The following is a 21,712-nucleotide window of genomic DNA, read 5'->3' on the forward strand; positions in this document are numbered from 1 at the left end:
CGGTATCGGGAGGGGCAGGCGTATCGGAAGGTATCGGGCGGGTCAGTCTCGCTCGCGGCTGCCGACGCCGTGTGGCACCACGACGACCGGGACGGGGGAATGGCGCACGATCTTCGTCGCGTGCGAGCCGAGGAACACGCGGGCGATCGGGCCGAGCGTGCTCGATCCGACCACCAGCACCTCGCCCTGATCCCAGCCGATGTCCGCGATGGCCGCCTCCCAGGTCTCGCCCATTCCGACGGCGACGCCGGAGACGGCCGGGGCGTCCTCCAGTTCGGCGACCTGGCGCACCACCGCTGCCGCGTGCCGCTCGATGTCACCCGCCCAGGTGTTCGCGATCGTCAGTTCCGCGTCGAGTCCGGCGCCCGAGGTCCCGGAATCGGGAGGAACGACGGCGAAGGAGGCGACCCGCAGCTCCGCCCCCAGGGTCGCCGCCACCTCCGCCGCGCCCAGCACGAGGCCGGTCGAGGCGCCGGTGCCCCGATACGCGGCGGTCACCCGGGTCACGCGGGCGTCTTCGTCGGTCCGATACCCGCGAGGCGCGATCGCCACGGGGACCGGCGAGGCATGCAGGAGGGTGTCGCTCTCGGCGCCGAGGGCGATCCGCCCCGGTTGGCCGCCTGCTCCCGACCCGACGACGATCAGCGACCCGTCGTGCTGGTCGGTGAGCTCGACGAGTCCGCGCCGGGCCGACGCCGCCTCGTGCAGGAGGTACTCGGCAGCGATCGAGTCGCCGAGCACGGCGGCGGCGTGGTCGAGGGCGCTGTCGGCGTTGTCTCTGGTGTACCCGCGCCACTCCCTGTCCGCGCCTCCCGCCGTCGCCGGCCAGGCAGGGGGGACGACCGCGGCCACGACGAGGTCCGTGCCGGAGGAGCGGGCGAGCATGGCGGCGAGGTGCAGCGCCGACGCGGAGCGGTGTGCGGGGTCGACCCCGACGATGATACTCATCTCCGGTTCGCCTTCCGGCGTGCGGCGGCGGCGCGGATCTCGCTCTTGCTGGGCTGGCCGAAGTTGCTCGTGTACGGGGCATCCCCGTCGGCGGCCGGCCGTTCGGCCTGCAGTGCGGAGTGCTTGCGGCCGTAGAACCAGTAGAACAGGAGGAAGACGGCGGTCCAGATCAGGAACACGACGATCGTGATCACCCGCAGCTGCGTGATGATGGCGATGCAGCCGGCGATCGACAGGATGGGGATCGTCCAGCCGAACGGCAGGCGGAAGCCGCGCTCCAGCTCCGGCTCCCGCACGCGCAGGATGATGACGCCGAGCGACACCACGAGGAACGCGACGAGCGTCCCGATGCTCGTCATCTCGGCGAGGAAGTCGATCGGGATGACCGCGGCGAGGATGCTCGTGGCGATCATCACGATGACCGTGTTCTGCACCGGCGTCATCGACCGCGGGTTGACCTTCGCGAAGACCGGCGGGATCATCCCGTCGCGCGACATGGCGAAGAGGATGCGCGTCTGCCCGTACAGCACGACCAGCGTCACGGAGAAGATGGAGATGATGGCGCCGATCGCGACGATGGTCCCCGGCCAGCTCGCGCCGATGATGTTCTGGAGGATCTCGGCGAGGCCCGCATCCTGGTTCTCGAACTTCTCGGGCGCCTGCGCGCCGAGGGCGGTGAGGCTGGTGGCGACGTAGAGCAGCACGATGATCACCAGCGCGAAGATGATCGCGAGCGGCAGGTTGCGCTTCGGGTTCTTCGCCTCCTCGCCGGCGGTCGAGACGGCGTCGAGGCCGACGAACGAGAAGAAGATGATCCCGGCGCCGCCGACGATGCCCGCGAATCCGGCCGGTGCGAAGTTGTGGAAGTGGTCGGTGTTCCACCCGGTGAACGCCACGGCGCAGAAGAACAGCACCACCGCGATCTTGATGACGACCATGATGCTGTTTACCGTGGTGGACTCGCGCGCACCGCGGAGCAGGAGCAGCGAGCACAGCACGATCACGACCACCGCAGGCACGTTGACGATGCCGCCCTGCTCCGGCGCCTGCGAGAGCTGCACGGGGAGCTCCCACCCGACGAGGTTCTGGAGCAGCTGGTTGACGTACTGGGACCACCCGACCGCGACGGCGGCCGTCGAGACGCCGTACTCCAGCAGAAGGCAGGCTCCGACCGCCATCGCCGTGCCCTCGCCGAGCGTCGCGTACGCGTAGGAGTACGTCGAGCCGGAGACGGGCACGGCGCCTGCCATCTCGGCGTAGCACAACGCCGTGAGCCCGGCGACGACGCCGCCGATGACGAACGACCAGATGACAGCGGGGCCGGCGACCGGGACCGCCTGGGAGAGGATGAAGAAGATGCCGGTGCCGAGCGTTCCCCCGACCCCGATCATCGTCAGCGAGAAGAGGCCGATGCTGCGCTTGAGCCGGACGTCGCCCGGCCCGGGCGGCGTCGTGGGTTTTCTCCGCAGCAGCTGCTGAGCGACGGTGGGCATACCAGTCTCCTTCGAATGGTGAAGTCTCCCCTCAATGGTCCGGGTGACGCCGCCCCACGAGAACCCCCAAGATGCACCCGGCCCTCATAGACTGTATGTGGCTCGATGCACCATCGAGCGAGAGCGCGATCGAGGCAGGCACCGCATGGCGGCGGATCTACGGCAGTTCGAGGCGCTCAGAGCGGTGCACGACGCGGGGTCGGTCACGGCGGCCGCCCGCCGCTTGGGCTGGAGCCAGCCGACGGTCGACTACCACCTGAAGAACCTCGAGACGCTGGTCGGATCGCCCGTGCTCGAGCGCTCCCCGCGCGGCAGCAGACTCACCCCGGTCGGCATGCTCCTGCTCGATCGCGCGCAGCAGATCCTGACGCTCAGCGAACGGGCGATCGGAGACGCGCGCGAGTTCGGCGAGCTGGGGCGCGTACGGCTGCGGTTCGGCACGTTCGCGACGGCTGCGGCGAGCATCCTGCCGTTCATCGCGAACCCCCTCGGCGACCTGGGCATCGAGATCGAGGCGACGATCGACGAAGTCCCCGTGCTGGTGGACCGGATCAACCGCGGCGCGCTCGATGCGGCGCTCGTGTACACCGTGCCCGGTTACGAGCTGCCGCTCCGCCCGACCGTGGAGGCGGTAGAGGTGTACCGCGACCCCCTGATGCTGGCGCTGCCCGCCGGCCACCCCTTCGCGTCGCTCCCCGCGGTGGATCTCGCGGCCCTCCTCTCCCTCCGCAGCGAGCGCTGGGTGGTCTCGACGTCGGAGGCCGACGCGATCGACCGCCTGCTGGTCGATGTCTTCGCGGCACGGGGATACGCCGTCGACGTGGCGATCAGGACCGATGACTTCCAGGTCCTCCTCGGCATGACCGCCGCGCGGATGGCCGTCGGGATCATCCCGGGCCTCGCGACGACCGCCGAGCACCCCGGGATCGTGCTGATGCCGATCGACGACCCGTCCTTCGTGCGCTCCATCCTCGCGGTGACGTCGTCGCCGAACGACGGGAGCCGCCATCCCGCGGCGGCTGTCCGCCGCCTCCTCGCCGCGGTGAAGGACGGTTTCGCGCGTTAGGGCATCCGGTACAACCCCGCGTCCGTCCCGGCGCGCTGCGATTGTCGCCCCTCGATAACGATCGCGCCCGGTCGTTGACGAATGGCTACTGTGTCCGGGTGCACATGATCTTCCGGACGATGCTCCACTTCCTGCTCTCGAGGTTCGGTCCGCGTCTCGGGCACTGGGACGTCGCGCGCACGCGGTTCCGGGTGCTGCCGACCGACCTCGACATTCTGAAGCACATGAACAACGGCGTGTACCTGTCGATCGCCGACATCGGCCGGTTCGACATGCTGTCGCGCAACGGGGTGTGGGCGATCTTCAAGCGGAAGGGCTGGTATCCGGTCGTCGCGTCCGAGACCATCTCGTTCCGCAAATCGCTCGAACTGTGGCAGCCGTTCGTGGTGGAGTCGCGCATCCTCGGCTTCGACGAGAAGGCCGTGTACGTCGAGCAGCGGTTCACGGTCGACGGCGAGATCTACACGCAGGCCTTCATCCGCGGGCGGTTCCTCAAGCGGGGCGGCGGGGTCGTGACCATCGACGAGCTGCTGGAGGCCGTCGGCCCGTCGCCGACGGACGTCACCGTGCCGCAGTGGCTGCGCGACTGGGGCGTCGACGCGGCGCTGCCGTCGACCCGCGCCGAGGCGCCGAGCGTGTGGAGCGAGTGATCCTGCGCGGAGCGGTGCCGCTGTCAGCCGCGTGACGTAGCATGCCGTCCATGTCCGCCGTGCTCCCCGCTCCCGCGCCGCGGGCGGAGCCGGCGGCCGAGACGGTGTACCGTCCCGCCCAGCCGATCGACATGCCGGGGACGCTGGCGCTGCTCGGGCGCGGGCCGTACGACCCGACGACCCAGTGGGACCTGCGTGGGATGTGGCGCACCTGGCGCACGCCGGAGGGGCCGGCGACGCTGCGTGTGCTGCGTCCCGCCTCCGACGGGTCCGTGACGGCGGCCGCCTGGGGCCCGGGCGCCGGCTGGGCGATCGCGGGCGTGCCCCGCCTGCTCGGCGGCGACGACGACTGGAGCGGGCTCGACGTGAGCGGGCATCGGCTGCTGCGCGACAGCCTCCACCGCAACCCGGGGCTCCGGCTCGCCCGCACCGGGCAGGTGCTGGAGGCGCTGCTCCCCGCGATCATCGAGCAGCGCGTCACGAGTCTGGAGGCGTACCGGTCGTGGGCGCGCCTGCTGCGCTGGTACGGCGAGCCGGCGCCCGGGCCGGCGCCCGAGGGCATGCGGGTCGTGCCGACGCTGGAGACGTGGCGCGGCATCCCGTCGTGGGACTGGCACCGGGCGGGCGTCGACCCCCGCCGGGCGCGTGCCGCCCAGGCCGTGCTCGCCGTTGGCCGGTCGCTGGAGCGCGCGGCCGAGCGCGCCTCCACGCTGGACGAGGCTGCCGCCGCCCTGCAGACGGTACCGGGCGTCGGGCTCTGGACCGCGGCCGAGACGCTGCAGCGCTCGCACGGCCACCCCGATCTCGTCAGCGTCGGCGACTACCACCTGGCGCATCAGGTCGGCGAGGCCCTGATCGGCAAGCGGGTCGACGACGACGGCATGCTCGAGCTGCTCGAGCCCTGGGCGGGTCATCGCCAACGGGTCGTGCGGCTCATCTTCGCGAGCGGTTTCCGGTTCCAGCGACGCGGTCCGCGGATGACCGTGCAGGATCATCGCTGGCACTGAGCTGCTGCACTGGGCGCGGTGGCTTCTGCTACCCCAGCGTCCCGTCGCGGTGGGCGGCGGCGTGCTCGGTCTTGAGGTCGTGCGACATCTCACGGCACAGGGTCTCGTAGTGCTCCAGCATGCTGGGGTAGTAGTCGTCCCAGCGCGGGAGCGGGCGCCCGTCATGAGCCGCCAACATCCGGTCGAGGTAGTAGTCCCAGCCGACCCCGATGTCCGCCTCGCCCGTCAGTGTGCGCAGACGCTGGGCGAACGTGACGGTCGTATGGCCGCTCGCCTCCGTCAGGTGCACGTACATGCGGCGGGAGTCGCCCGCGTGGCCGACGTCGACGTGGAGGCGGTGCGGGGCCTCGCACTCCATGATCGCGACGTCCTCCCACTCGGCGTCGTCGCCTTCGGCCGTCATCCGGAACTTGACCGCGCCCGTGCGCGGATTGCCGGTGAACTCGCCGATCCACTGCTGCAGATAGCCGGTGCGGCTGAAGAGCGCCCACACCTCCTCGATCGGCGCTCGCAGGATGCGGTCCAGGACCACATAGACGCCGTCGTCCTTGCGGACCAATCGACCTGTCGGTTGCGGCTGCATGGTGACCTCCCGGTGAGTCAGTCCCCGATGGACCTCACCTTAGTCATGCGATCGCGAAACCGGCAGGGGCGACTCCGGACTCAGCCCTCGAGCACCGCCATCGCCGCGTTGTGGCCGCCCAGGCCGCTGACCGCGCCGCCGCGGCGGGCGCCGGAGCCGCACAGCAGGATGCGCGGGTGCCGCGTCGCGACCCCCCAGCGCTGGGCCGGCGTGTCGAGCGCGTCGTCGTCCTCGGCGAACGGCCACGAGAGCGGGCCGTGGAAGATGTTGCCGCCGGGCATGTTCAGCGCGCGCTCCAGGTCGCGCGTGGTCTTGGTCTCGATGCAGGGCCGGCCGTCGGCGTCGGTGAGCAGCAGGCTCTCGATCGGCTCGGCGAGCACCGAATCGAGGGAGGCGAGCACGGCATCCTGCAGCCGCTGCCGGGTGGCGTCGTTGTTCTCGTCGGTCAGCCACCGATCGGGGGTGTGCAGGCCGAAGACGGTGATGGTCTGCGCGCCCGATTCGGCGAGCTCCGGGTCGAGGATGGTCGGGTCGGCGAGGGTGTGGCAGTAGATCTCGCAGGGCAGCAGCTCGGGCATGACGCCGCGGGTCATCCCCGCGTACGCCTCCTCGAGCTGGGTGTACGTCTCGTTGATATGGAAGGTGCCGCCGAAGGCCGCCTCGGGTGCGACCGACTCGTCGCGCAGGCGGGGCAGGCGCTTCAGGAGGAGGTTGACCTTGACCTGGGCGCCCTCCGCGCGGGGGCGCGGGGGCTGCGGCTCCTCGCCCAGGAGCGCGTCGAGCACGTCGGGCGCCGCGTTGACCAGGACGTGCCGGCCCTCCACCCTTCGCTCGTGGCCGTTGCGCACGTAGTCGACGCTGCCGTCGGGGTGGATGGCGGTGACCTCGGCGCCCGTGACGATGCGGGCGCCCGCCTCGCGTGCGACGCGCGCCAGCTCGCCGGTGACGGCGCCCATGCCGCCGATGGGTACGTCCCACTCACCGGTGCCCTGGCCGATCACGTGGTAGAGGAAGCAGCGGTTCTGGTCGAGCGCGGGGTCGCCGAGGCTCGAGAAGGTGCCGATCAGGGCATCGGTGGCGGCCACGCCGCGCACGAGGTCGCTGGTGAGGCGCGACTCGATGAAGCCGCCGATCGGACGCTCGATCAGCGCCTCCCACAGCTCGTCGTCGCCCACCAGTGCGCGGGCCTCTGAGCGGGTGAGCAGCGGCTCGGTGACGGTGGGCCAGAGCGCGCGTGCGACTGCGCCGGTGGACTCGTAGAAGGCGTCGAACGCCTCGGCGTCCTCGGCCGCGCCGACCTCGGCGAAGGAGGCGGCTGTCGCGGCGGGGTCCGTGTTGTCGACCAGGAGGCCGGATCCGGGGTTGCCGGGGACGGGCGTGTAGGAGGAGTAGCGGCGGCGGGCGAGCCGGATGTCGAGGCGGAGGTCGTCGATGATGCGCTGCGGGAGCAGGCTCACGAGGTACGAGTAGCGCGAGAGGCGGGCCTCCACACCGGGGAAGGCCTGAGCGCTCACGGCGGCGCCGCCCACCTCGTCGAGACGCTCCAGCAGGATGACGCTGCGACCCGCCTGGGCGAGGTACGCGGCGGCGGTGAGGCCGTTGTGCCCGCCGCCGACGATGACCACGTCGTGGGAGGGGGCGGAGGCGTGCGCGGCGGCGGCGAGATCGGTCATGGGACGAGCCTAGAGCGTGCTTTCGTCTCCACAGGAAGGCCTTCCTTGGGAGTTGTCCACGACTTGCGCTCGGCCCTTCGTCGCGTGTGCGGCGGACGAATACAGTCGAGGCATGGTCGAACACACGGACGGGGTCGAGACGCGCCCGGCACAGCTGGCTCAGGAGGCTGTCGAGCTCGTGCGCACCTGGCTGGGCGAGAGCGCGCGCGGCGAGGCGCACGACGATCCGGCGGCCGAGCGGCTGGCCGGCGTGCTGCGCGACCCGCACGGGCTGGAGTTCGCGGTCGGCTTCGTCGACGGTGTTGCCCGGCCGCAGGACCTCTTCGTGGCGGGTTACAACCTCCAGCGCGTGGCGAAGACGATCCCGCGCTTCCTGCCCTGGTACCTCCGCTTCGCGCTCTGGCTCGGCGGCGTGCTCGGGCCGGTGCTGCCCTGGGTCGTCGTGCCGATCGCGCGGCGGGTGCTGCGCCGCATGGTCGGTCACCTGGTGGTCGACGCGACGCCCGAGCGGCTCGGGCCGTCGATCGACCGGCTGCGCGCCTCCGGCGACGTCCGCCTGAACCTCAACCTGCTCGGGGAGGCGGTTCTCGGCGAGCAGGAGGCTGCCCGCCGCCTCGAGGGCACGCGAGCGCTGCTCGCGCGCGACGACGTGGACTACGTCTCGATCAAGGTGTCGTCGATCGTCCCGCAGCTGTCGATGTGGGCCTTCGACGAGAACGTGGAGCGGGTGGTGGAGCGACTGCTGCCGCTCTACGAGCTGGCCGCGGCCTCCCCGACGCCCAAGTTCATCAACCTCGACATGGAGGAGTACCGCGACCTCCACCTGACCATCGCCGTGTTCATGGACCTGCTCAGTCGGCCGCAGCTCATGAACCTTGAAGCGGGGATCGTGCTGCAGGCGTACCTCCCCGACGCGCTCGACGCGCTCCAGACGCTCACCGAGTGGGCGACGGACCGGCGGATCGCGGGCGGTGCGGCGGTCAAGGTGCGTCTGGTGAAGGGCGCCAACCTCGCGATGGAGCACGTGGACGCCGCCCTGCACGGCTGGCCGCTCGCGACCTACGGTGACAAGCAGTCGACCGACGCGAACTACAAGCGGGTGCTCGACTGGGCGCTCACGCCGGAGCACACGTACGCGGTCAAGCTCGGCGTGGCCGGGCACAACCTGTTCGACGTGGCGTACGCCTGGCTGCTGGCGTCGCGTCGCGGGGTCACCGACCGGATCGACTTCGAGATGCTGCTCGGCATGGCGACGGCGCAGGCCGAGGTCGTCAAGCGGACGGTCGGGGAGCTCCTGCTCTACACGCCGGTGGTCGACCCGCGCGAGTTCGACGTGGCCATCTCGTACCTCGTGCGCCGGCTGGAGGAGAACGCCAGCCCCGAGAACTTCATGTCGGCGGTGTTCGAACTGGGGAGCGATCCCGCCGCCTTCGAGCGGGAGCGCGACCGCTTCCTCGCCTCGGTGGCGCAGCTGGAGGCCGACCCGCTGCCGCGCGGCGCGGCTCCGCTGCCGAATCGCCAGCAGGATCGCGCGCGGGAGCGGGAGGAGGCCGAGCCGGCGTTGACGCGGCCGCCGGCGGGGTCTGAGCCGCCGGTCCCCTCGGGCTCCCCGGTGCCTGCGGTATCGGACGCGGACGAGGCGTCGCCGGTGGAGGCCGAGGGGCTGACCAGCGTCGTGCTGGGCTTGACGCGCGGGTCGAGCGGGCTCGATGCGCCTCTGGATATCGCCGGTGCGGTTGCGGCGGCGGGCGGGGCAGAAACGGATGCGCCGTCGGAGTTCCGGAACGCGCAGGACACCGACCCATCGTTGCCGGTGAACCGCACGTGGGGGCGGCGGATCCTGGCGCGCTCGGCCGACTCCGATATCGGTGCGGCCACGATCGCCGCGGCGGTCATCTCCGACGCGCGGCGGCTGGAGGCGGCCATCCAGACGGTGCGGGCGGCGGGCGTCGAGTGGGGAGCCCGCAGCGGAGCCGAGCGGGCCGCGCTGCTCGACCGGGCCGGGCGGGCGCTCGAGGCGAACCGCGACCGGTTGATCGAGGTGATGGCGTCCGAGACGGGCAAGACCATCGCGGAGGCCGACCCCGAGGTCAGCGAGGCCGTCGACTTCGCCCACTACTACGCGACGCTCGCGCGCGAGCTCGACACCGTGCAGGGGGCGCGGTTCGTGCCGTCGGCGCTCACGGTCGTCACCCCGCCGTGGAACTTCCCGGTCGCGATCCCGGCCGGGTCGGTGCTGGCGGCGCTCGCCGCGGGCAGCGGTGTCATCATCAAGCCGGCTCCGCAGGCCCGGCGCTCGGGTGCCGTCATGGTGGAGGCGCTGTGGGAGGCGGGGATCCCGCACAACCTGCTCCGGCTCGTCGATGTGGCAGAGGACGACCTCGGTCAGCGGCTGGTCGCCGACCCGCGGGTCGACCGGGTGATCCTCACCGGGTCGTACGACACAGCGCGGCTGTTCCGGTCGTGGCGGCCCGACCTCCCGCTGCTCGCCGAGACCAGCGGCAAGAACGCGATCATCGTCACGCCCAGCGCCGACATCGACCTCGCGGTCGCCGACATCGTCAAGAGCGCGTTCGGGCACGCCGGGCAGAAGTGCTCGGCGGCGAGCCTGGTGATCCTCGTCGGGTCGATGGCGCGGTCGGAGCGGTTCCGCAACCAGCTGATCGATGCGACGACCAGCCTGCGGGTCGGCTATCCGAGCGACCCGATGAGCCAGATGGGGCCGCTCATCGAGCCGGCATCGGGCAAGCTGGCGCACGCGCTCACGACGCTCGGGGCCGAGGAGGAGTGGCTCGTCGAGCCCAAGCCGCTCGATGGGACCGGGCGGCTGTGGCTGCCGGGCATCCGCTCGGGGGTGCAGCCGGGGTCGTACTTCCACCTCACCGAGTTCTTCGGGCCGGTCCTCGGGATCATGACCGCGCGGAACCTCGAAGAGGCTATCCGCTACCAGAACGCGGTCGAGTACGGGCTGACGGCCGGCCTGCATTCGCTGGAGTCCGAAGAGCTCGCCCTCTGGCTCGATACCGTCGATGCCGGCAACCTCTACGTCAACCGGGGCATCACGGGGGCGATCGTGCGGCGGCAGCCGTTCGGCGGCTGGAAGCGGTCCTCCGTCGGCGCCGGGGCCAAGGCCGGAGGCCCGAACTACCTGATCGGGCTCGGCTCGTGGGTGCCGGAGCAGGGGCAGTCGAGTCGGAGCCTCCACCTCCGCGGGCTGGAGCCCCGGGTGACGCAGCTGATCGAGTCGGGGCAGTCGTCGATGGACTACGCGGCGTTCGACCTGGTGCGGCGTTCCGCGCTGAGCGACGCCATCGCCGTTGCGACCGAGTATCACCGGGTGAAGGACGTGTCCGGGCTGGGCGTCGAGCGCAACCTGTTCCGGTACCGGCCGGTGCCCGTCACCATCCGCCTGTCGGAGGGGGCGACGCTTCCCGAGCTCCTGCGGATCATGGCGGCGGGGACGGTCGCGCGGTCGCGGTTCAGCGTCAGCACGGCCACGCCCCTACCTCGCGCGGTGCACCAGGTGCTCAAAGACCGGGAGGTCGAGGTCGTCGTGGAGTCGGACGCGCACTGGCTCTCGCGGGTCCGGTCGCACCGGGTGACGGCGCACCGCATCCGGCTCATCGGAGGGGACCGCGCGGCGCTGGCGGCAGCGCTCGGGGGGAGCCCCGACGTGGCGATCTACGCGGGTCCGGTGACGGCGTCGGGGCGGGTCGAGGTGCTGCCGTTCGTGCACGAGCAGGCGATCTCGATCACGAACCACCGGTTCGGCAACCCGACCCGGCTGTCGGAGGGGGTGATCTGAGGGCGGGCGTACGCTGAGGCCCATGACGACTTCCGAGAGCTCTTCCGTTCCTGCTGCCGCGTCGGGTGTGCCGGCCGTTCCGTTGAACTCGGGTGGCAGCATCCCGCAGGTCGGGCTCGGTACCTGGCCTCTCGACGACGGCGAGGTCGAGCGCGCGGTGATCGAGGCGGCCGGGATCGGGTACCGGCACGTCGACACCGCCGCCAAGTACGGCAACGAGACCGGGGTCGGACGCGGTGTCGCGGGGAGCGGTGTCGCGCGTGAGGAGTGGTTCGTCACCACCAAGCTCGACGGCCAGTTCCAGGGTGACGACAAGGCGATCGCCGGGCTGGACGAGAGCCTGCGCAAGCTCGGGCTGGAGTACGTGGATCTGCTGCTGATCCACTGGCCGCTTCCGGCGCGCGACCAGTTCGTGTCGACCTGGGAGACGTTCATCCGGCTGCGGGAGCAGGGCAAGGCGCGGGCCATCGGGGTCTCCAACTTCAAGCCGGCGCACCTCGACCGGTTGATCGCCGAGACGGGGGTCGCGCCCGCCGTGAACCAGATCGAGCTGAGCCCGGCGATCCAGCGGCGCGAGCAGCGGGCGTACGACGCCGAGCACGGCATCGTGACCGAGTCGTGGAGTCCGATCGGTGGCGGGTCCGGCGACCTGCTCTCCGCTCCGGTGCTCGCGGAGCTGGCCGAGAAGCACGGCAGGACGCCGGGGCAGATCGTCCTCCGCTGGCACGTGCAGAACGGGCTCGTCGCCATCCCGAAGTCCAAGAGCCCCGAGCGCATGGCGCAGAACCTCGCCATCTTCGACTTCGAGCTCGACAGCGACGACCTGGCCGCCCTCGACACCCTCGACCAGGGCCCCGACGCGGGCGTCGACTCCGACCGGTCGGGGCACTAACGGCGTACGCGCGCCGTCAGCGTGAGGAGCGTTGCTCCCGCCGCGAGGGAGCCGTATGCGAGGGTCGTCGAGGCCCACGTTCCGCTGTAGGTGGTGATCGTGCCGTTCCCGTCCGCACGGTCCCACTTGCAGGCGCGTCCGAGGGGCCACCAGCTCAGCGTCTGCGTCACGGTATCACCGCTTTCGCTGACGACGGCGAGCGGTGACGCGGGTCCCTCCTGAAAGCACGTGTTCGTGGTGGCGGAGCCGACCGAGACCAGAAGCGACGCCGCGCCGACCAGCAGCCCGAGCAGCCCCACCGTGCCGAGGGCGGCGCGGAGCCCTCGCGACGTCGTGCGCGACGTCGTGCGCCACCTCCGGCGCGGCGGCGTGAGCGGAGTCGTGTGCGGCGGCACAGCCGGCCCCGCGCCTAGTCCGCGTCCCGCACGAGCGGCAGCGTCACCGTCACCTCCAGGCCCGTCGGCTCCGCGTTCGCGAGGACCACGCCGCCGCCGGCCGCGTCGGCGAGGGCGGCGACGATGGCGAGGCCGAGGCCGCCTCCCGTGCCCGATCGGGAGGTGCGGGCGCCGTCGGCGCGGGTGAAGCGGTCCAGAGCGACCGGGATGAAGTCGGCCGGCATTCCGGGGCCGGTGTCGCGCACGGTCAGGACCACGTCGGAGTCCGTGACCGACAGGGACGCCGTGACCGACGCCTCCTTCAGCGATGCCGAGCGGATCGCGGTGATCGCGTTGCCGAGCAGGTTGTCGAGGATGCGGCCGACGTCGGTGGGGGAGAGGGCCACCCGCGCGTCCGCGTCCGGGCGGCGGCGCGGGTCGTAGTCGTAGTCGATGGAGATACGGCCCTCATCGTCGTCGCTGCTCACCAGCAGGCGGGCGCGGTCGACGGCGTCGGTGAGCTCGTCCGCGAAGGTGCGCCAGTCGATCCGGCCGCTCGACGGGCCGGCCTCGATGCGCGAGAGCTCGAGCAGGTTGTTCGCCAGCTGGCCCAGCCGCAGCGCGGTCGCGTGCGACGAGCGGATGTCGGAGAGCAGCGACTCCGCGTCGCCCGCATCCAGCTCCGCCAGCTCCAGCTGCCCGCGGAGCACAGCGAGGGGCGTGCGCAGCTCGTGGCTGGCATCCGACACCATCTGGCGCTCCCGCTCGGCGGAGGCGCGCAGGCGACGGATCAGGTCGTTCAGGGTGGTGGCGAGGGCCGACAGCTCGTCCTCCGCCGGGCCGACGGTCAGCAGGCCGGTGGACTCCTCGCGGCGACTGCGCTCCTCGCCGGCGATGCGCTCCGCCTGCTCCCGCATCCTGCTCACCGGGCGCAGCGCCGCGCGTGCCAGCAGCCACGACGCGGCGCCGAAGCCGAGGATGAGCACGGCAGCGCCGATGAGCAGCGCGGCGGTGAGACGGTCCAGGATCAGGGCGGTCGTCTCGTCGTTGCGTGCGGCGACGATGTGGATGGGGCCGGCCGTCGTCTCGATCGTGTGCGTCATCACGAGGTACTGGTCGTCGCCGAGCTGGAACGCGGTCGGGGTGTCCTCCAGCCGGATCAGCGTGGCGATACGCCGCTCCATCGCGGCCGGGAGGGTGGAGGCGAGGAGCTTGCCGCTCGACGACACGACGGCCAGCTCCTGGCCGCCGCCCGGCAGGTCGAAGGGCCCGTCGGGGTTCTCGCGCACCGACTCCTCCGGTGTGCTGATGTCGTTGCTCAGGAGGGTCACGGTCGCGTTGTGCAGGATGCCGGCGACGCCGATGCGGATCACCACGACGGCGACGAGCCCGAACAGTGTCGCCACGATGAGGCTGCCGATCGTGATGCGGGCCGTGATCGACAGCCGGCGCAGCCGGTTCACGAGCGCGACGCGCCCCGGCCCTCCGCGGACGCGGGCTCGGCAGCAGCCGCAGCACTAGCAGCAGTAGGGGCAGGCGCCGCACCGGCACCGGCAGCGGCACCGGCCTCCGCCGGCGCTGGCTGCGCGTTCTTCGCATCCAGCCGGTACCCCCGGCCGCGCTCGGTGACGATCGAGAGGCCGGCGTCGGCCGAGTCGAGCTTCTTGCGCAGGTACGAGACGTACTGGTCGATCACGTTGGTGCCGATGTTCTCGGTGGTGCCCCAGACCGACTCGAGGATGTCGGCGCGCGACAGCGTCTTGTCGGGGTTGGTGGCGAAGAGCCGCAGCAGCGTGAACTCGCGGCGGCTGAGCGGCATCTCGTGCCCGGAGACGATCGCCTGGTGCTCGTGCGAATCGATCGTCAGCCTCCCGACGCTCACCTGCGGCCGCATCCCGCTGGGCTCCCGGCGCAGCAGGGCGCGCAGGCGGGCGGCCAGCTCGGCGAACGCGAACGGCTTGGTGAGGTAGTCGTCGGCTCCGGAGTCGAGGCCGTGCACGCGGTCCTCGATGGCGTCGCGGGCGGTGAGCAGCAGGATGGGCATCGGGTTCTGCTGCTCGCGGATGTGCCGGCACAGTTCGAACCCGCTCATCCCGGGCAGCATCACGTCGATCGCGGCGGCGGCGAAGGCGTCCGAGCGCAGCGCGATCATCGCGTCCACGCCGTTCGTGACCAGGGTGACGTCGTAGCCCTCGGCGGCGAGGCCGCGCTGGACCAGGCCTCCCATGTCCGGATCGTCTTCGACAACGAGCAGCTTCATGGGGCCATCGTGCCACTGTCAGCCGTGCCGGCGCTCGGATCCGGCGTGATCGGGTGCGGGGAGCGCTGAACGTTCTCTCAGCGCTTCCGCGCGGAAGGCGGCATCAGCCCCCTTCGACGACCGACCGCAGCGACTCCAGCGTCATGCCCCAGTTGCCGCTCATCCGCTCGGCCTCCGCCGCGTCGGCGCAGCCGCCCTGCGTGACCGTGACGAGCGTCGCGTCGCCCTCGGTCGAGAGCAGGTACGAGACCGTCTGGTAGTTCTCGGGGACGTCGGGCTTGCCGCTGAGCGGGCTGTAGTAGGTCGAGACGAGCCGGTCGTCCGGCACCACCTCGAGCAGCGTGCCGTGGTCCTCGTACGGCGCGCCCTCCCACTCCCCGCGGTAGACGATCGGGCTGCCCTCCTGCCAGTCGGTCTCGACCTTCGTGCCGAACATGAACCGCGAGATCGTCTCGGGGTCGGTCAGCGCCCGCCACACGGCGGAGCGGTCGGCGTCGATGCGGATGCTGGCGCGTGCTGTCTCGCTCATGCTCACAGCCTCCACCCGATGGCGGTGCGGATCTTGAACGATCGCGACAGGAGGCCGCGGTGCCGTGCGAGATGTCAGGCGTTGCCGCGGTTGATGAGCCGGGACAGCACGATGGCGCTGCGGGTGTGGTCGACGTTGGGCGCGAGCCGCACCTTCTCGAGGGCCGCCTCCAGGCTCGGGATGTCGCGCGAGCGGATGTGGACGATGGCGTCCGCGCTGCCCGTCACCGTGCCCGCGTCGACGACCTCGGGCACGGCGGAGAGGATGCGGAGCAGCTCCTCCGGCGACACCGTGCCGCGGCAGAACAGCTCGACGTACGCCTCCGTGCTCATGCCGTCGATCGCCGGGTCGACCTGGATGGTGAAGCCGCGGATCACCCCGTCGGCGACCAGGCGGTCGACGCGGCGCTTGACGGCGGAGGCGGACAGCCCGACCACCGAGCCGATGTCGCCGTAGCCGGCGCGCGCGTTCTGACGGAGCAGATCGAGGATGCTGCGATCGAGGTTGTCCACGGCGCAAGCATACGGTGGATCGTTGCGCATTCACCCCGGTATCGCTTGAATTTTGCGCTTGAACGCAAGGGATCGCTATGGATTCGCTGTGCGGGGAGGAGAACACTGGCCGCATGTCGATCGCTGACGAGGATGTGCGGCCGGAGCCGGAAGCGGCGGCCGTACGCTCGCCGCGGCACAGGACGGTGCTGATGTGCCGCCCCGAGCACTTCGCGGTCGTCTACCGGATCAACCCGTGGATGGACCCGGCCCGGCCGACCGACACCGCCCTCGCCGTGCGCCAGTGGGAGCAGCTGCGCGGCGTCTACCTCGACCTCGGCTTCGACGTGGAGCTCATCGACCCGCTCCCCGGCCTGCCCGACATGGTCTACGCGGCGAACGGCGGCTTCGTGCTGGGCAACGTGGCGTACGGCGCGAGCTTCGTCCACCCGCAGCGACGGGCGGAGGGCCCCGCGTACCTCGAGTGGTTCCGCGCCAACGGGTTCGAGACGGTCGAGCCGGCGGAGGTGAACGAGGGGGAGGGGGACTTCCTCGTCGTGGGCGACGCGATCCTGGCGGGCACCGGCTTCCGCAGCACCGACGCCAGCCATCGCGAGCTGGAGGCGATCATGGGCAGGCCCGTGCTCACCCTCCGGCTGACCCACCCGGACTACTACCACCTGGACACCGCCCTGACCGTGCTCGACGAGACGCCGGGACACGAGCACATCGCGTACCTGCCCTCCGCCTTCGACGAGCCGAGCCGGACGCTGCTGCGCGAGCGGTTCCCCGACGCGATCCTCGTCGCCGAGGAGGATGCGGCCGTGCTCGGTCTCAACGCCTTCTCGAACGGTCGTGACGTGGTGATCGCCGCGCGCGCCACCGGGTTCGCTGCGCAGCTGCGCGAGCACGGCTACACCCCCATCGGCGTCGACCTCTCCGAGCTGCTGCGGGGCGGGGGCGGCGTCAAGTGCTGCACCCTCGAGCTCCGCCGGAGCCGGACCGAGCCGAAGGAGACGCGATGAGCACGACGACCGGCGACGGGGCGCAGACCGAGTCGCAGACGCAGGCAGAGTCGCAGACGCAGGCCATCGCCCGCGAGGCGGCCCACCTCGCGCACAACTACCACCCCCTCCCCGTGGTCATCGCCTCCGGGGAGGGCGCCTGGGTGACCGACATCGGGGGCCGCCGCTACCTCGACTGCCTCGCCGCCTACTCCGCGGTGAACTTCGGCCACTCCAACCCGGTGCTGCTGGAGGCCGCCCGCGCACAGCTGGACCGCATCACCCTCACCAGTCGCGCCTTCCACAACGACCGGCTCGGCCCCTTCGCCGAGGACCTCGCTCGCCTGGCGCACAAGGAGTTGGTCCTCCCGATGAACACCGGCGCCGAGGCCGTCGAGTCGGCGGTGAAGGTCGCGCGCGCCTGGGGCTACCGCGTCAAGGGCGTCGGCGCCGGCCGCGCGAACATCGTCGTGATGGCGGGCAACTTCCACGGCCGCACGACGACGATCGTCGGCTTCTCGGACGATCCGCAGGCCCGCGACGACTTCGGTCCGTATACGCCGGGCTTCCGTACCGTGCCGTACGGAGACGTGGAGGCGCTCGCGGCGGCGATCGACGAGGACTCCGTCGCCGTGCTGGTCGAGCCGGTGCAGGGGGAGGCCGGGATCATCCTCCCGCCTCCCGGCTACCTCGCCGGGGTGCGCGAGCTGTGCGACCGGCGCCGGGTGCTGTTCGTCGCGGACGAGATCCAATCGGGCCTGGGCCGCACGGGTTCGACGTTCGCGTGCGACCTGGCCGGCGTGACGCCCGACCTGTATCTGCTGGGCAAGGCGCTCGGCGGCGGGATCGTGCCGGTGTCGGCGGTCGTCGGCGACGCCGCCGTGCTCGGCGTGCTGCGCCCGGGCGAGCACGGCTCGACCTTCGGCGGCAACCCGCTGGGCGCGGCGATCGGCAGCGCGGTGGTGGCGATGCTGGCGACAGGGGAGCCGCAAGCGCGCGCAGCAGCGCTCGGCGTCCTCCTGCGCGAGCGGCTCGAGGGCCTGGTCGGCCACGGGGTGGAGGCGGTGCGCTGCGTCGGCCTGTGGGCGGGCATCGACATCGATCCCGCGCTCGGCACCGGACGCCGGATCTGCGAGCTGCTGATGGAGCGCGGCGTGCTCGCGAAGGACACCCACGGCTCCACCATCCGGCTCGCGCCTCCGCTCGTCGTCGAGGAGGCCGATCTGGCCTGGGCGCTTGACCAGCTGGAGGCCGTGCTCGCGAGCGCGTGACCCCTCCCCGCGCGCCGCCCGCGGTGGCACCATGTGCGCCATGAGCGACTCGGAGCAGGTGACGCAGCCGCACGACACGCGCAACGATCGCGGCTTCTTCGGGCAGCCGCGCCCGCTCGCGAGCGTGTTCGGCGTGGAGATGTGGGAGCGGTTCTCGTTCTACGGGATGCAGGGCATCCTCCTCATCTACCTCTACTACAGCGCGGAACGCGGGGGCCTCGGCGTGCCGGAGGCGACCGCCGCCGGCATCGTCGGGGCGTACGGCGGCGCGGTGTACTTCTCGACCATCCTGGGCGCCTGGCTCGCCGACCGGGTGTTCGGCTCGGAGCGCATCCTGTTCTGGAGCGCCGTCGTCATCATGGCGGGCCACATCTCGCTCGCACTGCTGCCCGGGTTCACCGGCGTCATCGTCGGCCTGATCTGCGTCGCGATCGGCAGCGGCGGGCTCAAGGCCAACGCCACCCGCATCGTCGGCACCCTCTACGACGAGCACGACCCGCGGCGCGACGCGGGCTTCTCGCTGTTCTACCTGGGCATCAACCTCGGCGCGTTCCTCGGGCCGCTGCTGACCGGCCTGCTGCAGACGACGCTCGGCTTCCACTGGGGCTTCGGGCTCGCAGCGGTCGGCATGGCGATCGGCCTCATCCAGTACTCGTTCGGCCGCAAGCGCCTGCCGGACCGGGCGCGGGAGGTGCCGCATCCGCTGCCGCGCAGCCGGTATCCGCTGATGATCGTGCTGGCCATCGTGGCGGTGGTGATACTCGTGGTGCTCGTCCTCACCGGCCTGATCAACGCGGACAACATCGCGCTCTGGGTGATCGGCCTCGTGGTGGCGGCGGCCATCGCGTACTTCGTGGTGATCCTCGGCTCGCGGCTGGTCAGCGCCGACGAGCGCAGCCGCGTCGTCGCCTTCATCCCGCTGTTCATCGTCAACGCGGTCTTCTGGTCCCTGTACCAGCAGCAGTTCACCGTCGTGACGATCTACTCGGACAAGCGCCTGAACCGCGACATCTTCGGCTGGGAGTTCCCGGTCTCGTGGGTGCAGTCGATCAACCCGATCTTCATCATCGTGCTGTCGGGCGTGTTCGCGGCGATCTGGACGAAGTGGGGCGAGAAGCAGCCGTCGACGCCGCTCAAGTTCGCGGCGGGCACGGTCTTCATGGGGCTCGCGTTCTGGCTGTTCCTGATCTGGGCGGGTGGAGGCGCCAACAGCACGCCGGTGCTCGCGATCGTCGGCATCCTCCTCGTCTTCACGGTCGCGGAGCTGCTGATCTCGCCGATCGGGCTCTCGGCGTCGACGAAGCTCGCACCACGGCCGTTCCAGGCGCAGATGGTGGCCCTGTACTTCCTGTCGGTGGCGCTCGGCACCGCGATGGCCGGACAGCTCGCGAAGCTGTACTCGCCCGACAACGAAGGGGTGTACTTCAGCATCATCGGGCTCGTGGCGGTGATCGTCGGCGTCGCGCTGGCCCTGGTCAGCCGGTGGGTGCTGCGGCTGATGCGCGGGGTGCGGTAGGGCCGTCCAGCCTGTCCGGCATACTGGGTCGATGGCCTCCGTCATCGCCGTCTGCCGTGTCGACCAGCTGCTGCACGACTCCAGCTACATCGGCGTCACCGCGATCGACAAGCGGCCGGTGTCGCGGCGGCTCAAGGTGCGGCCGTACGGGCTCCACGGCGACGTGCAGGCCGACCGCAAGCACCACGGCGGCCCGACGAAGGCGCTGTACGTCTACGCCGAGGAGGACGCCGCGTTCTGGGCCGGCGAGCTCGGCCGCGACATCCCGCCGGGCCTGTTCGGCGAGAACCTGCGGCTCGGCGGGCTCGACGTGAACGCGGCCGAGATCGGCGAGCGCTGGCGGATCGGCGAGCAGTTGGTCGTCGAGGTCACCTGCCCCCGCACGCCGTGCGCGACCTTCCAGCGCCGCATGGGCGAGGAGCAGTGGGTGCGCCGCTTCACCGAGGCCGCGCGCCCCGGGCCGTATCTCTCGGTCGTGAAGTCGGGCGCGATCGGCGCGGGCGACGAGGTGGAGGTCGTCTCGCGTCCCGGCCACGGCGTCACGATCGCGTCGTGGTTCGCCGCGGCGGACGCCGGGCAGGCCGACGCGCTGGAGGCGGCGGAGCGGGAGGGGCGCGTGACGCTCGTCCGCGAGATGCACGAGTCCATCGCCGCGGTCCGCAAGCGCACCTCCGCCTGACGCCCGACGTCGGGAAACAAACGGGAAACGGAGCCGTAACGGACACTTCACGGCCCGAGTGTTGAAATCACTTGCATCAGAGCGGCTCGATAGGAAAGATAGTTTCATCAGCGCGGACAGGTTCCGCAACCGCCCCGGCTTCGGCGTTGAAGCCGGTACACCAAGGAGTCAGCACATGAAGAAGCGCTCTCTCTCCCTCGCCGCCCTCGCCATCGCCGCTCTGAGCCTCACGGCCTGCTCCGGCAACGGCGCGGCCGGCGGCGACGGGGGCCCGGTCGACGCGAAGGGCCAGAAACTCAGCGTCTGGATCATGCAGGGCACCAACCCGGATTCGACCGCCTTCTTCAAGGAGGTCGGAGACGAGTTCACGAAGGAGACCGGCGCGAAGCTCGACGTCCAGTTCGTGCAGTGGGCAGACGCTCACGACCGGTTCGTCACCTCCATCGCCGGCAACACCACGCCGGACGTCGCCGAGACCGGCACCACCTGGACCGCCGAGTTCGCGGACGCCGGCGCCCTCGCGCCGATCGGCGACTACGTGAAGAAGGCGGGCCTCGAGAAGGACCTGGTCGCGGGCCTCAAGGAGTCCGGCACCTACGACGGCGAGCTGTACGGCATGCCCTGGTACGCCGGCGTCCGCTCGCTCGTGTACCGGGCCGACGTGTTCCAGGAGCTCGGGCTCGACGCCCCGAAGAGCTGGGACGACATCGTCGCCGCCGGCGAGAAGATCAAGGCCGCCAAGCCCGACATGATCCCGTTCGCCGTCCCCGGCAACGCCGAGTTCGGCGTCTACCCGTGGGTCTGGGGCGCGGGCGGCGAGGTTGCGACCGAGAAGAAGGGCAAGTGGACCTCCGGCCTCGACAGCGCCGAGTCGCGCGCGGGCATCGAGTTCTACACCGGCCTCGCCACGAAGCACGGCTTCTCGACCCCGGGTGCGACCACCTGGAAGGAGACCGACGTGCTCGACAACTTCAACCAAGGCAAGGTCGCCATGGCGATCCAGGGCTCCTGGACCCCGGCGACCATCGTGCAGAAGGCGCCGGAGCTGAAGGGCAAGATCGGCGCCACCCCGATCCCGGGCGAGAAGGAGGGCATCAGCCCGTCCGTGCTCGGCGGCTCGCACCTGAGCGTCTTCAACACCGCGAAGAACAAGGACCTGGCGTTCGCCTTCGTCAAGCTCATGACGACCGGGAAGTTCGCTGAGGAGTGGGCGTCGCAGACCGGCTACTTCTCGGGCCTCAACTCGCTGGTCACCAAGACCATGGACTCCGACGACCCGCTGGTGAAGCCGTTCGCCACCCAGCTCGTCGACGGCGGCGCCTCGGTGCCGGTCACCCCGCAGTTCGGCGCGGTGCAGGCGAAGCAGACCACCAACGCCATGATCCAGTCGATCCTCTCCGGCCAGAAGTCGGTCGACGAGGCCACGTCCGACGCGGCCAAGGAGATGACCGGCCTGCTGAACGACAAGTGA

19 protein-coding genes are annotated in these 21,712 nt (G+C 71.2%); 10 read left to right on the forward strand and 9 right to left on the reverse strand.

Annotated features, from left to right (window positions below; genetic code table 11):
- Positions 1 to 42: 42 nt before the first annotated feature.
- Together P5G50_RS04415 and P5G50_RS04420 are read right to left on the reverse strand one after the other, a co-directional pair.
- On the reverse strand, positions 43 to 948 hold the full coding sequence (locus tag P5G50_RS04415) for a universal stress protein (RefSeq protein ID WP_301210063.1): 906 nt from the start codon (positions 946 to 948) through the stop codon (positions 43 to 45).
- Complete coding sequence (locus P5G50_RS04420) at positions 945 to 2,441, reverse strand: amino acid permease (protein ID WP_301210064.1); 1,497 nt, start codon at positions 2,439 to 2,441, stop codon at positions 945 to 947. The genes P5G50_RS04415 and P5G50_RS04420 overlap by 4 nt, the downstream gene beginning before the upstream one ends.
- Positions 2,442 to 2,586: 145 nt before the next feature.
- On the opposite strand from P5G50_RS04420, the gene P5G50_RS04425 reads away from it, so the two are divergent.
- The 3 genes from P5G50_RS04425 (at position 2,587) to P5G50_RS04435 (ending at position 5,164) form a co-directional block, all read left to right on the forward strand.
- Positions 2,587 to 3,507 (forward strand): LysR family transcriptional regulator, encoded by a 921-nt coding sequence (locus tag P5G50_RS04425; protein WP_301210065.1) that lies wholly within the window; start codon positions 2,587 to 2,589, stop codon positions 3,505 to 3,507.
- 104 nt (positions 3,508 to 3,611) lie between these two features.
- Positions 3,612 to 4,157 (forward strand): thioesterase family protein, encoded by a 546-nt coding sequence (locus P5G50_RS04430; protein ID WP_301210637.1) that lies wholly within the window; start codon positions 3,612 to 3,614, stop codon positions 4,155 to 4,157.
- 50 nt (positions 4,158 to 4,207) lie between these two features.
- Positions 4,208 to 5,164 carry a DNA-3-methyladenine glycosylase family protein gene (locus tag P5G50_RS04435; RefSeq protein WP_301210066.1) on the forward strand — a complete coding sequence of 319 codons (957 nt, stop codon included), beginning with the start codon at positions 4,208 to 4,210 and terminating at the stop codon, positions 5,162 to 5,164.
- Between the two features lie 28 nt (positions 5,165 to 5,192).
- Here the strand turns inward: P5G50_RS04435 and P5G50_RS04440 are convergent, their stop codons facing one another.
- The gene (locus P5G50_RS04440) at positions 5,193 to 5,723 is read right to left on the reverse strand and encodes an SRPBCC domain-containing protein (RefSeq protein ID WP_301210067.1); all 531 of its coding nucleotides are present in this window, start codon (positions 5,721 to 5,723) and stop codon (positions 5,193 to 5,195) included.
- A 104-nt stretch (positions 5,724 to 5,827) separates the two neighbouring features.
- Positions 5,828 to 7,420, reverse strand: a complete 1,593-nt coding sequence (locus P5G50_RS04445) for a phytoene desaturase family protein (protein WP_301210068.1) — start codon at positions 7,418 to 7,420, stop codon at positions 5,828 to 5,830.
- Positions 7,421 to 7,532: 112 nt separating this feature from the next.
- On the opposite strand from P5G50_RS04445, the gene P5G50_RS04450 reads away from it, so the two are divergent.
- Together P5G50_RS04450 and P5G50_RS04455 are read left to right on the forward strand one after the other, a co-directional pair.
- Positions 7,533 to 11,225: a proline dehydrogenase family protein gene (locus tag P5G50_RS04450; RefSeq protein WP_301210070.1), complete on the forward strand. Its 3,693-nt coding sequence runs from the start codon at positions 7,533 to 7,535 to the stop codon at positions 11,223 to 11,225.
- A gap of 22 nt (positions 11,226 to 11,247) precedes the next feature.
- Positions 11,248 to 12,117, forward strand: coding sequence for an aldo/keto reductase (locus P5G50_RS04455; RefSeq protein WP_301210071.1), 870 nt, complete (start codon positions 11,248 to 11,250; stop codon positions 12,115 to 12,117).
- Here P5G50_RS04455 and P5G50_RS04460 read toward each other — a convergent pair.
- The 5 genes from P5G50_RS04460 to P5G50_RS04480 form a co-directional block, all read right to left on the reverse strand.
- Positions 12,114 to 12,512 carry a hypothetical protein gene (locus tag P5G50_RS04460; RefSeq protein WP_301210072.1) on the reverse strand — a complete coding sequence of 133 codons (399 nt, stop codon included), beginning with the start codon at positions 12,510 to 12,512 and terminating at the stop codon, positions 12,114 to 12,116. The two genes, P5G50_RS04455 and P5G50_RS04460, sit on opposite strands and share 4 nt — an antisense overlap.
- Before the next feature lie 14 nt (positions 12,513 to 12,526).
- Entirely contained in the window at positions 12,527 to 13,954 is a 1,428-nt protein-coding gene (locus tag P5G50_RS04465; RefSeq protein WP_301210074.1) for a sensor histidine kinase, read from the reverse strand.
- Positions 13,951 to 14,751, reverse strand: coding sequence for a response regulator transcription factor (locus P5G50_RS04470; protein ID WP_301210076.1), 801 nt, complete (start codon positions 14,749 to 14,751; stop codon positions 13,951 to 13,953). The genes P5G50_RS04465 and P5G50_RS04470 overlap by 4 nt, the downstream gene beginning before the upstream one ends.
- Positions 14,752 to 14,854: 103 nt before the next feature.
- The gene (locus tag P5G50_RS04475; RefSeq protein ID WP_301210078.1) at positions 14,855 to 15,280 is read right to left on the reverse strand and encodes an SRPBCC family protein; all 426 of its coding nucleotides are present in this window, start codon (positions 15,278 to 15,280) and stop codon (positions 14,855 to 14,857) included.
- 74 nt (positions 15,281 to 15,354) lie between these two features.
- Positions 15,355 to 15,792: an Lrp/AsnC family transcriptional regulator gene (locus P5G50_RS04480; protein WP_018189220.1), complete on the reverse strand. Its 438-nt coding sequence runs from the start codon at positions 15,790 to 15,792 to the stop codon at positions 15,355 to 15,357.
- A gap of 113 nt (positions 15,793 to 15,905) precedes the next feature.
- Here P5G50_RS04480 and ddaH point away from each other — a divergent pair, with 113 nt between their 5' ends.
- The 5 genes from ddaH to P5G50_RS04505 all read left to right on the forward strand — a co-directional run bounded on the left by ddaH (position 15,906) and on the right by P5G50_RS04505 (position 21,712).
- On the forward strand, positions 15,906 to 16,796 hold the full coding sequence (gene ddaH / locus P5G50_RS04485) for a dimethylargininase (RefSeq protein WP_301210081.1): 891 nt from the start codon (positions 15,906 to 15,908) through the stop codon (positions 16,794 to 16,796).
- Complete coding sequence (rocD, locus tag P5G50_RS04490) at positions 16,793 to 18,046, forward strand: ornithine--oxo-acid transaminase (protein ID WP_301210083.1); 1,254 nt, start codon at positions 16,793 to 16,795, stop codon at positions 18,044 to 18,046. The genes ddaH and rocD overlap by 4 nt, the downstream gene beginning before the upstream one ends.
- A 40-nt stretch (positions 18,047 to 18,086) precedes the next feature.
- Positions 18,087 to 19,562, forward strand: a complete 1,476-nt coding sequence (locus P5G50_RS04495) for a peptide MFS transporter (RefSeq protein ID WP_301210084.1) — start codon at positions 18,087 to 18,089, stop codon at positions 19,560 to 19,562.
- A gap of 31 nt (positions 19,563 to 19,593) precedes the next feature.
- On the forward strand, positions 19,594 to 20,241 hold the full coding sequence (locus tag P5G50_RS04500) for an MOSC domain-containing protein (protein WP_301210085.1): 648 nt from the start codon (positions 19,594 to 19,596) through the stop codon (positions 20,239 to 20,241).
- Positions 20,242 to 20,416: 175 nt separating this feature from the next.
- On the forward strand, positions 20,417 to 21,712 hold the full coding sequence (locus tag P5G50_RS04505; protein ID WP_301210086.1) for a sugar ABC transporter substrate-binding protein: 1,296 nt from the start codon (positions 20,417 to 20,419) through the stop codon (positions 21,710 to 21,712).

The organism is Leifsonia williamsii (genome assembly GCF_030433685.1).
GTDB classification, from domain to species: Bacteria; Actinomycetota; Actinomycetes; order Actinomycetales; family Microbacteriaceae; genus Leifsonia; species Leifsonia williamsii.

Excerpts from the sequence above, each read along its gene's own strand:
- P5G50_RS04415 (WP_301210063.1), bottom strand. The coding sequence starts at position 948 with ATGAGTATCATCGTCGGGGTCGACCCCGCACACCGCTCCGCGTCGGCG.
- P5G50_RS04420 (WP_301210064.1), bottom strand. The coding sequence starts at position 2,441 with ATGCCCACCGTCGCTCAGCAGCTGCTGCGGAGAAAACCCACGACGCCG.
- P5G50_RS04425 (WP_301210065.1), top strand. The coding sequence starts at position 2,587 with ATGGCGGCGGATCTACGGCAGTTCGAGGCGCTCAGAGCGGTGCACGAC.
- P5G50_RS04430 (WP_301210637.1), top strand. The coding sequence starts at position 3,612 with ATGATCTTCCGGACGATGCTCCACTTCCTGCTCTCGAGGTTCGGTCCG.
- P5G50_RS04435 (WP_301210066.1), top strand. The coding sequence starts at position 4,208 with ATGTCCGCCGTGCTCCCCGCTCCCGCGCCGCGGGCGGAGCCGGCGGCC.
- P5G50_RS04445 (WP_301210068.1), bottom strand. The coding sequence starts at position 7,420 with ATGACCGATCTCGCCGCCGCCGCGCACGCCTCCGCCCCCTCCCACGAC.
- P5G50_RS04450 (WP_301210070.1), top strand. The coding sequence starts at position 7,533 with ATGGTCGAACACACGGACGGGGTCGAGACGCGCCCGGCACAGCTGGCT.
- P5G50_RS04455 (WP_301210071.1), top strand. The coding sequence starts at position 11,248 with ATGACGACTTCCGAGAGCTCTTCCGTTCCTGCTGCCGCGTCGGGTGTG.
- P5G50_RS04470 (WP_301210076.1), bottom strand. The coding sequence starts at position 14,751 with ATGAAGCTGCTCGTTGTCGAAGACGATCCGGACATGGGAGGCCTGGTC.
- P5G50_RS04475 (WP_301210078.1), bottom strand. The coding sequence starts at position 15,280 with ATGAGCGAGACAGCACGCGCCAGCATCCGCATCGACGCCGACCGCTCC.
- ddaH (WP_301210081.1), top strand. The coding sequence starts at position 15,906 with ATGTCGATCGCTGACGAGGATGTGCGGCCGGAGCCGGAAGCGGCGGCC.
- rocD (WP_301210083.1), top strand. The coding sequence starts at position 16,793 with ATGAGCACGACGACCGGCGACGGGGCGCAGACCGAGTCGCAGACGCAG.
- P5G50_RS04495 (WP_301210084.1), top strand. The coding sequence starts at position 18,087 with ATGAGCGACTCGGAGCAGGTGACGCAGCCGCACGACACGCGCAACGAT.
- P5G50_RS04500 (WP_301210085.1), top strand. The coding sequence starts at position 19,594 with ATGGCCTCCGTCATCGCCGTCTGCCGTGTCGACCAGCTGCTGCACGAC.
- P5G50_RS04505 (WP_301210086.1), top strand. The coding sequence starts at position 20,417 with ATGAAGAAGCGCTCTCTCTCCCTCGCCGCCCTCGCCATCGCCGCTCTG.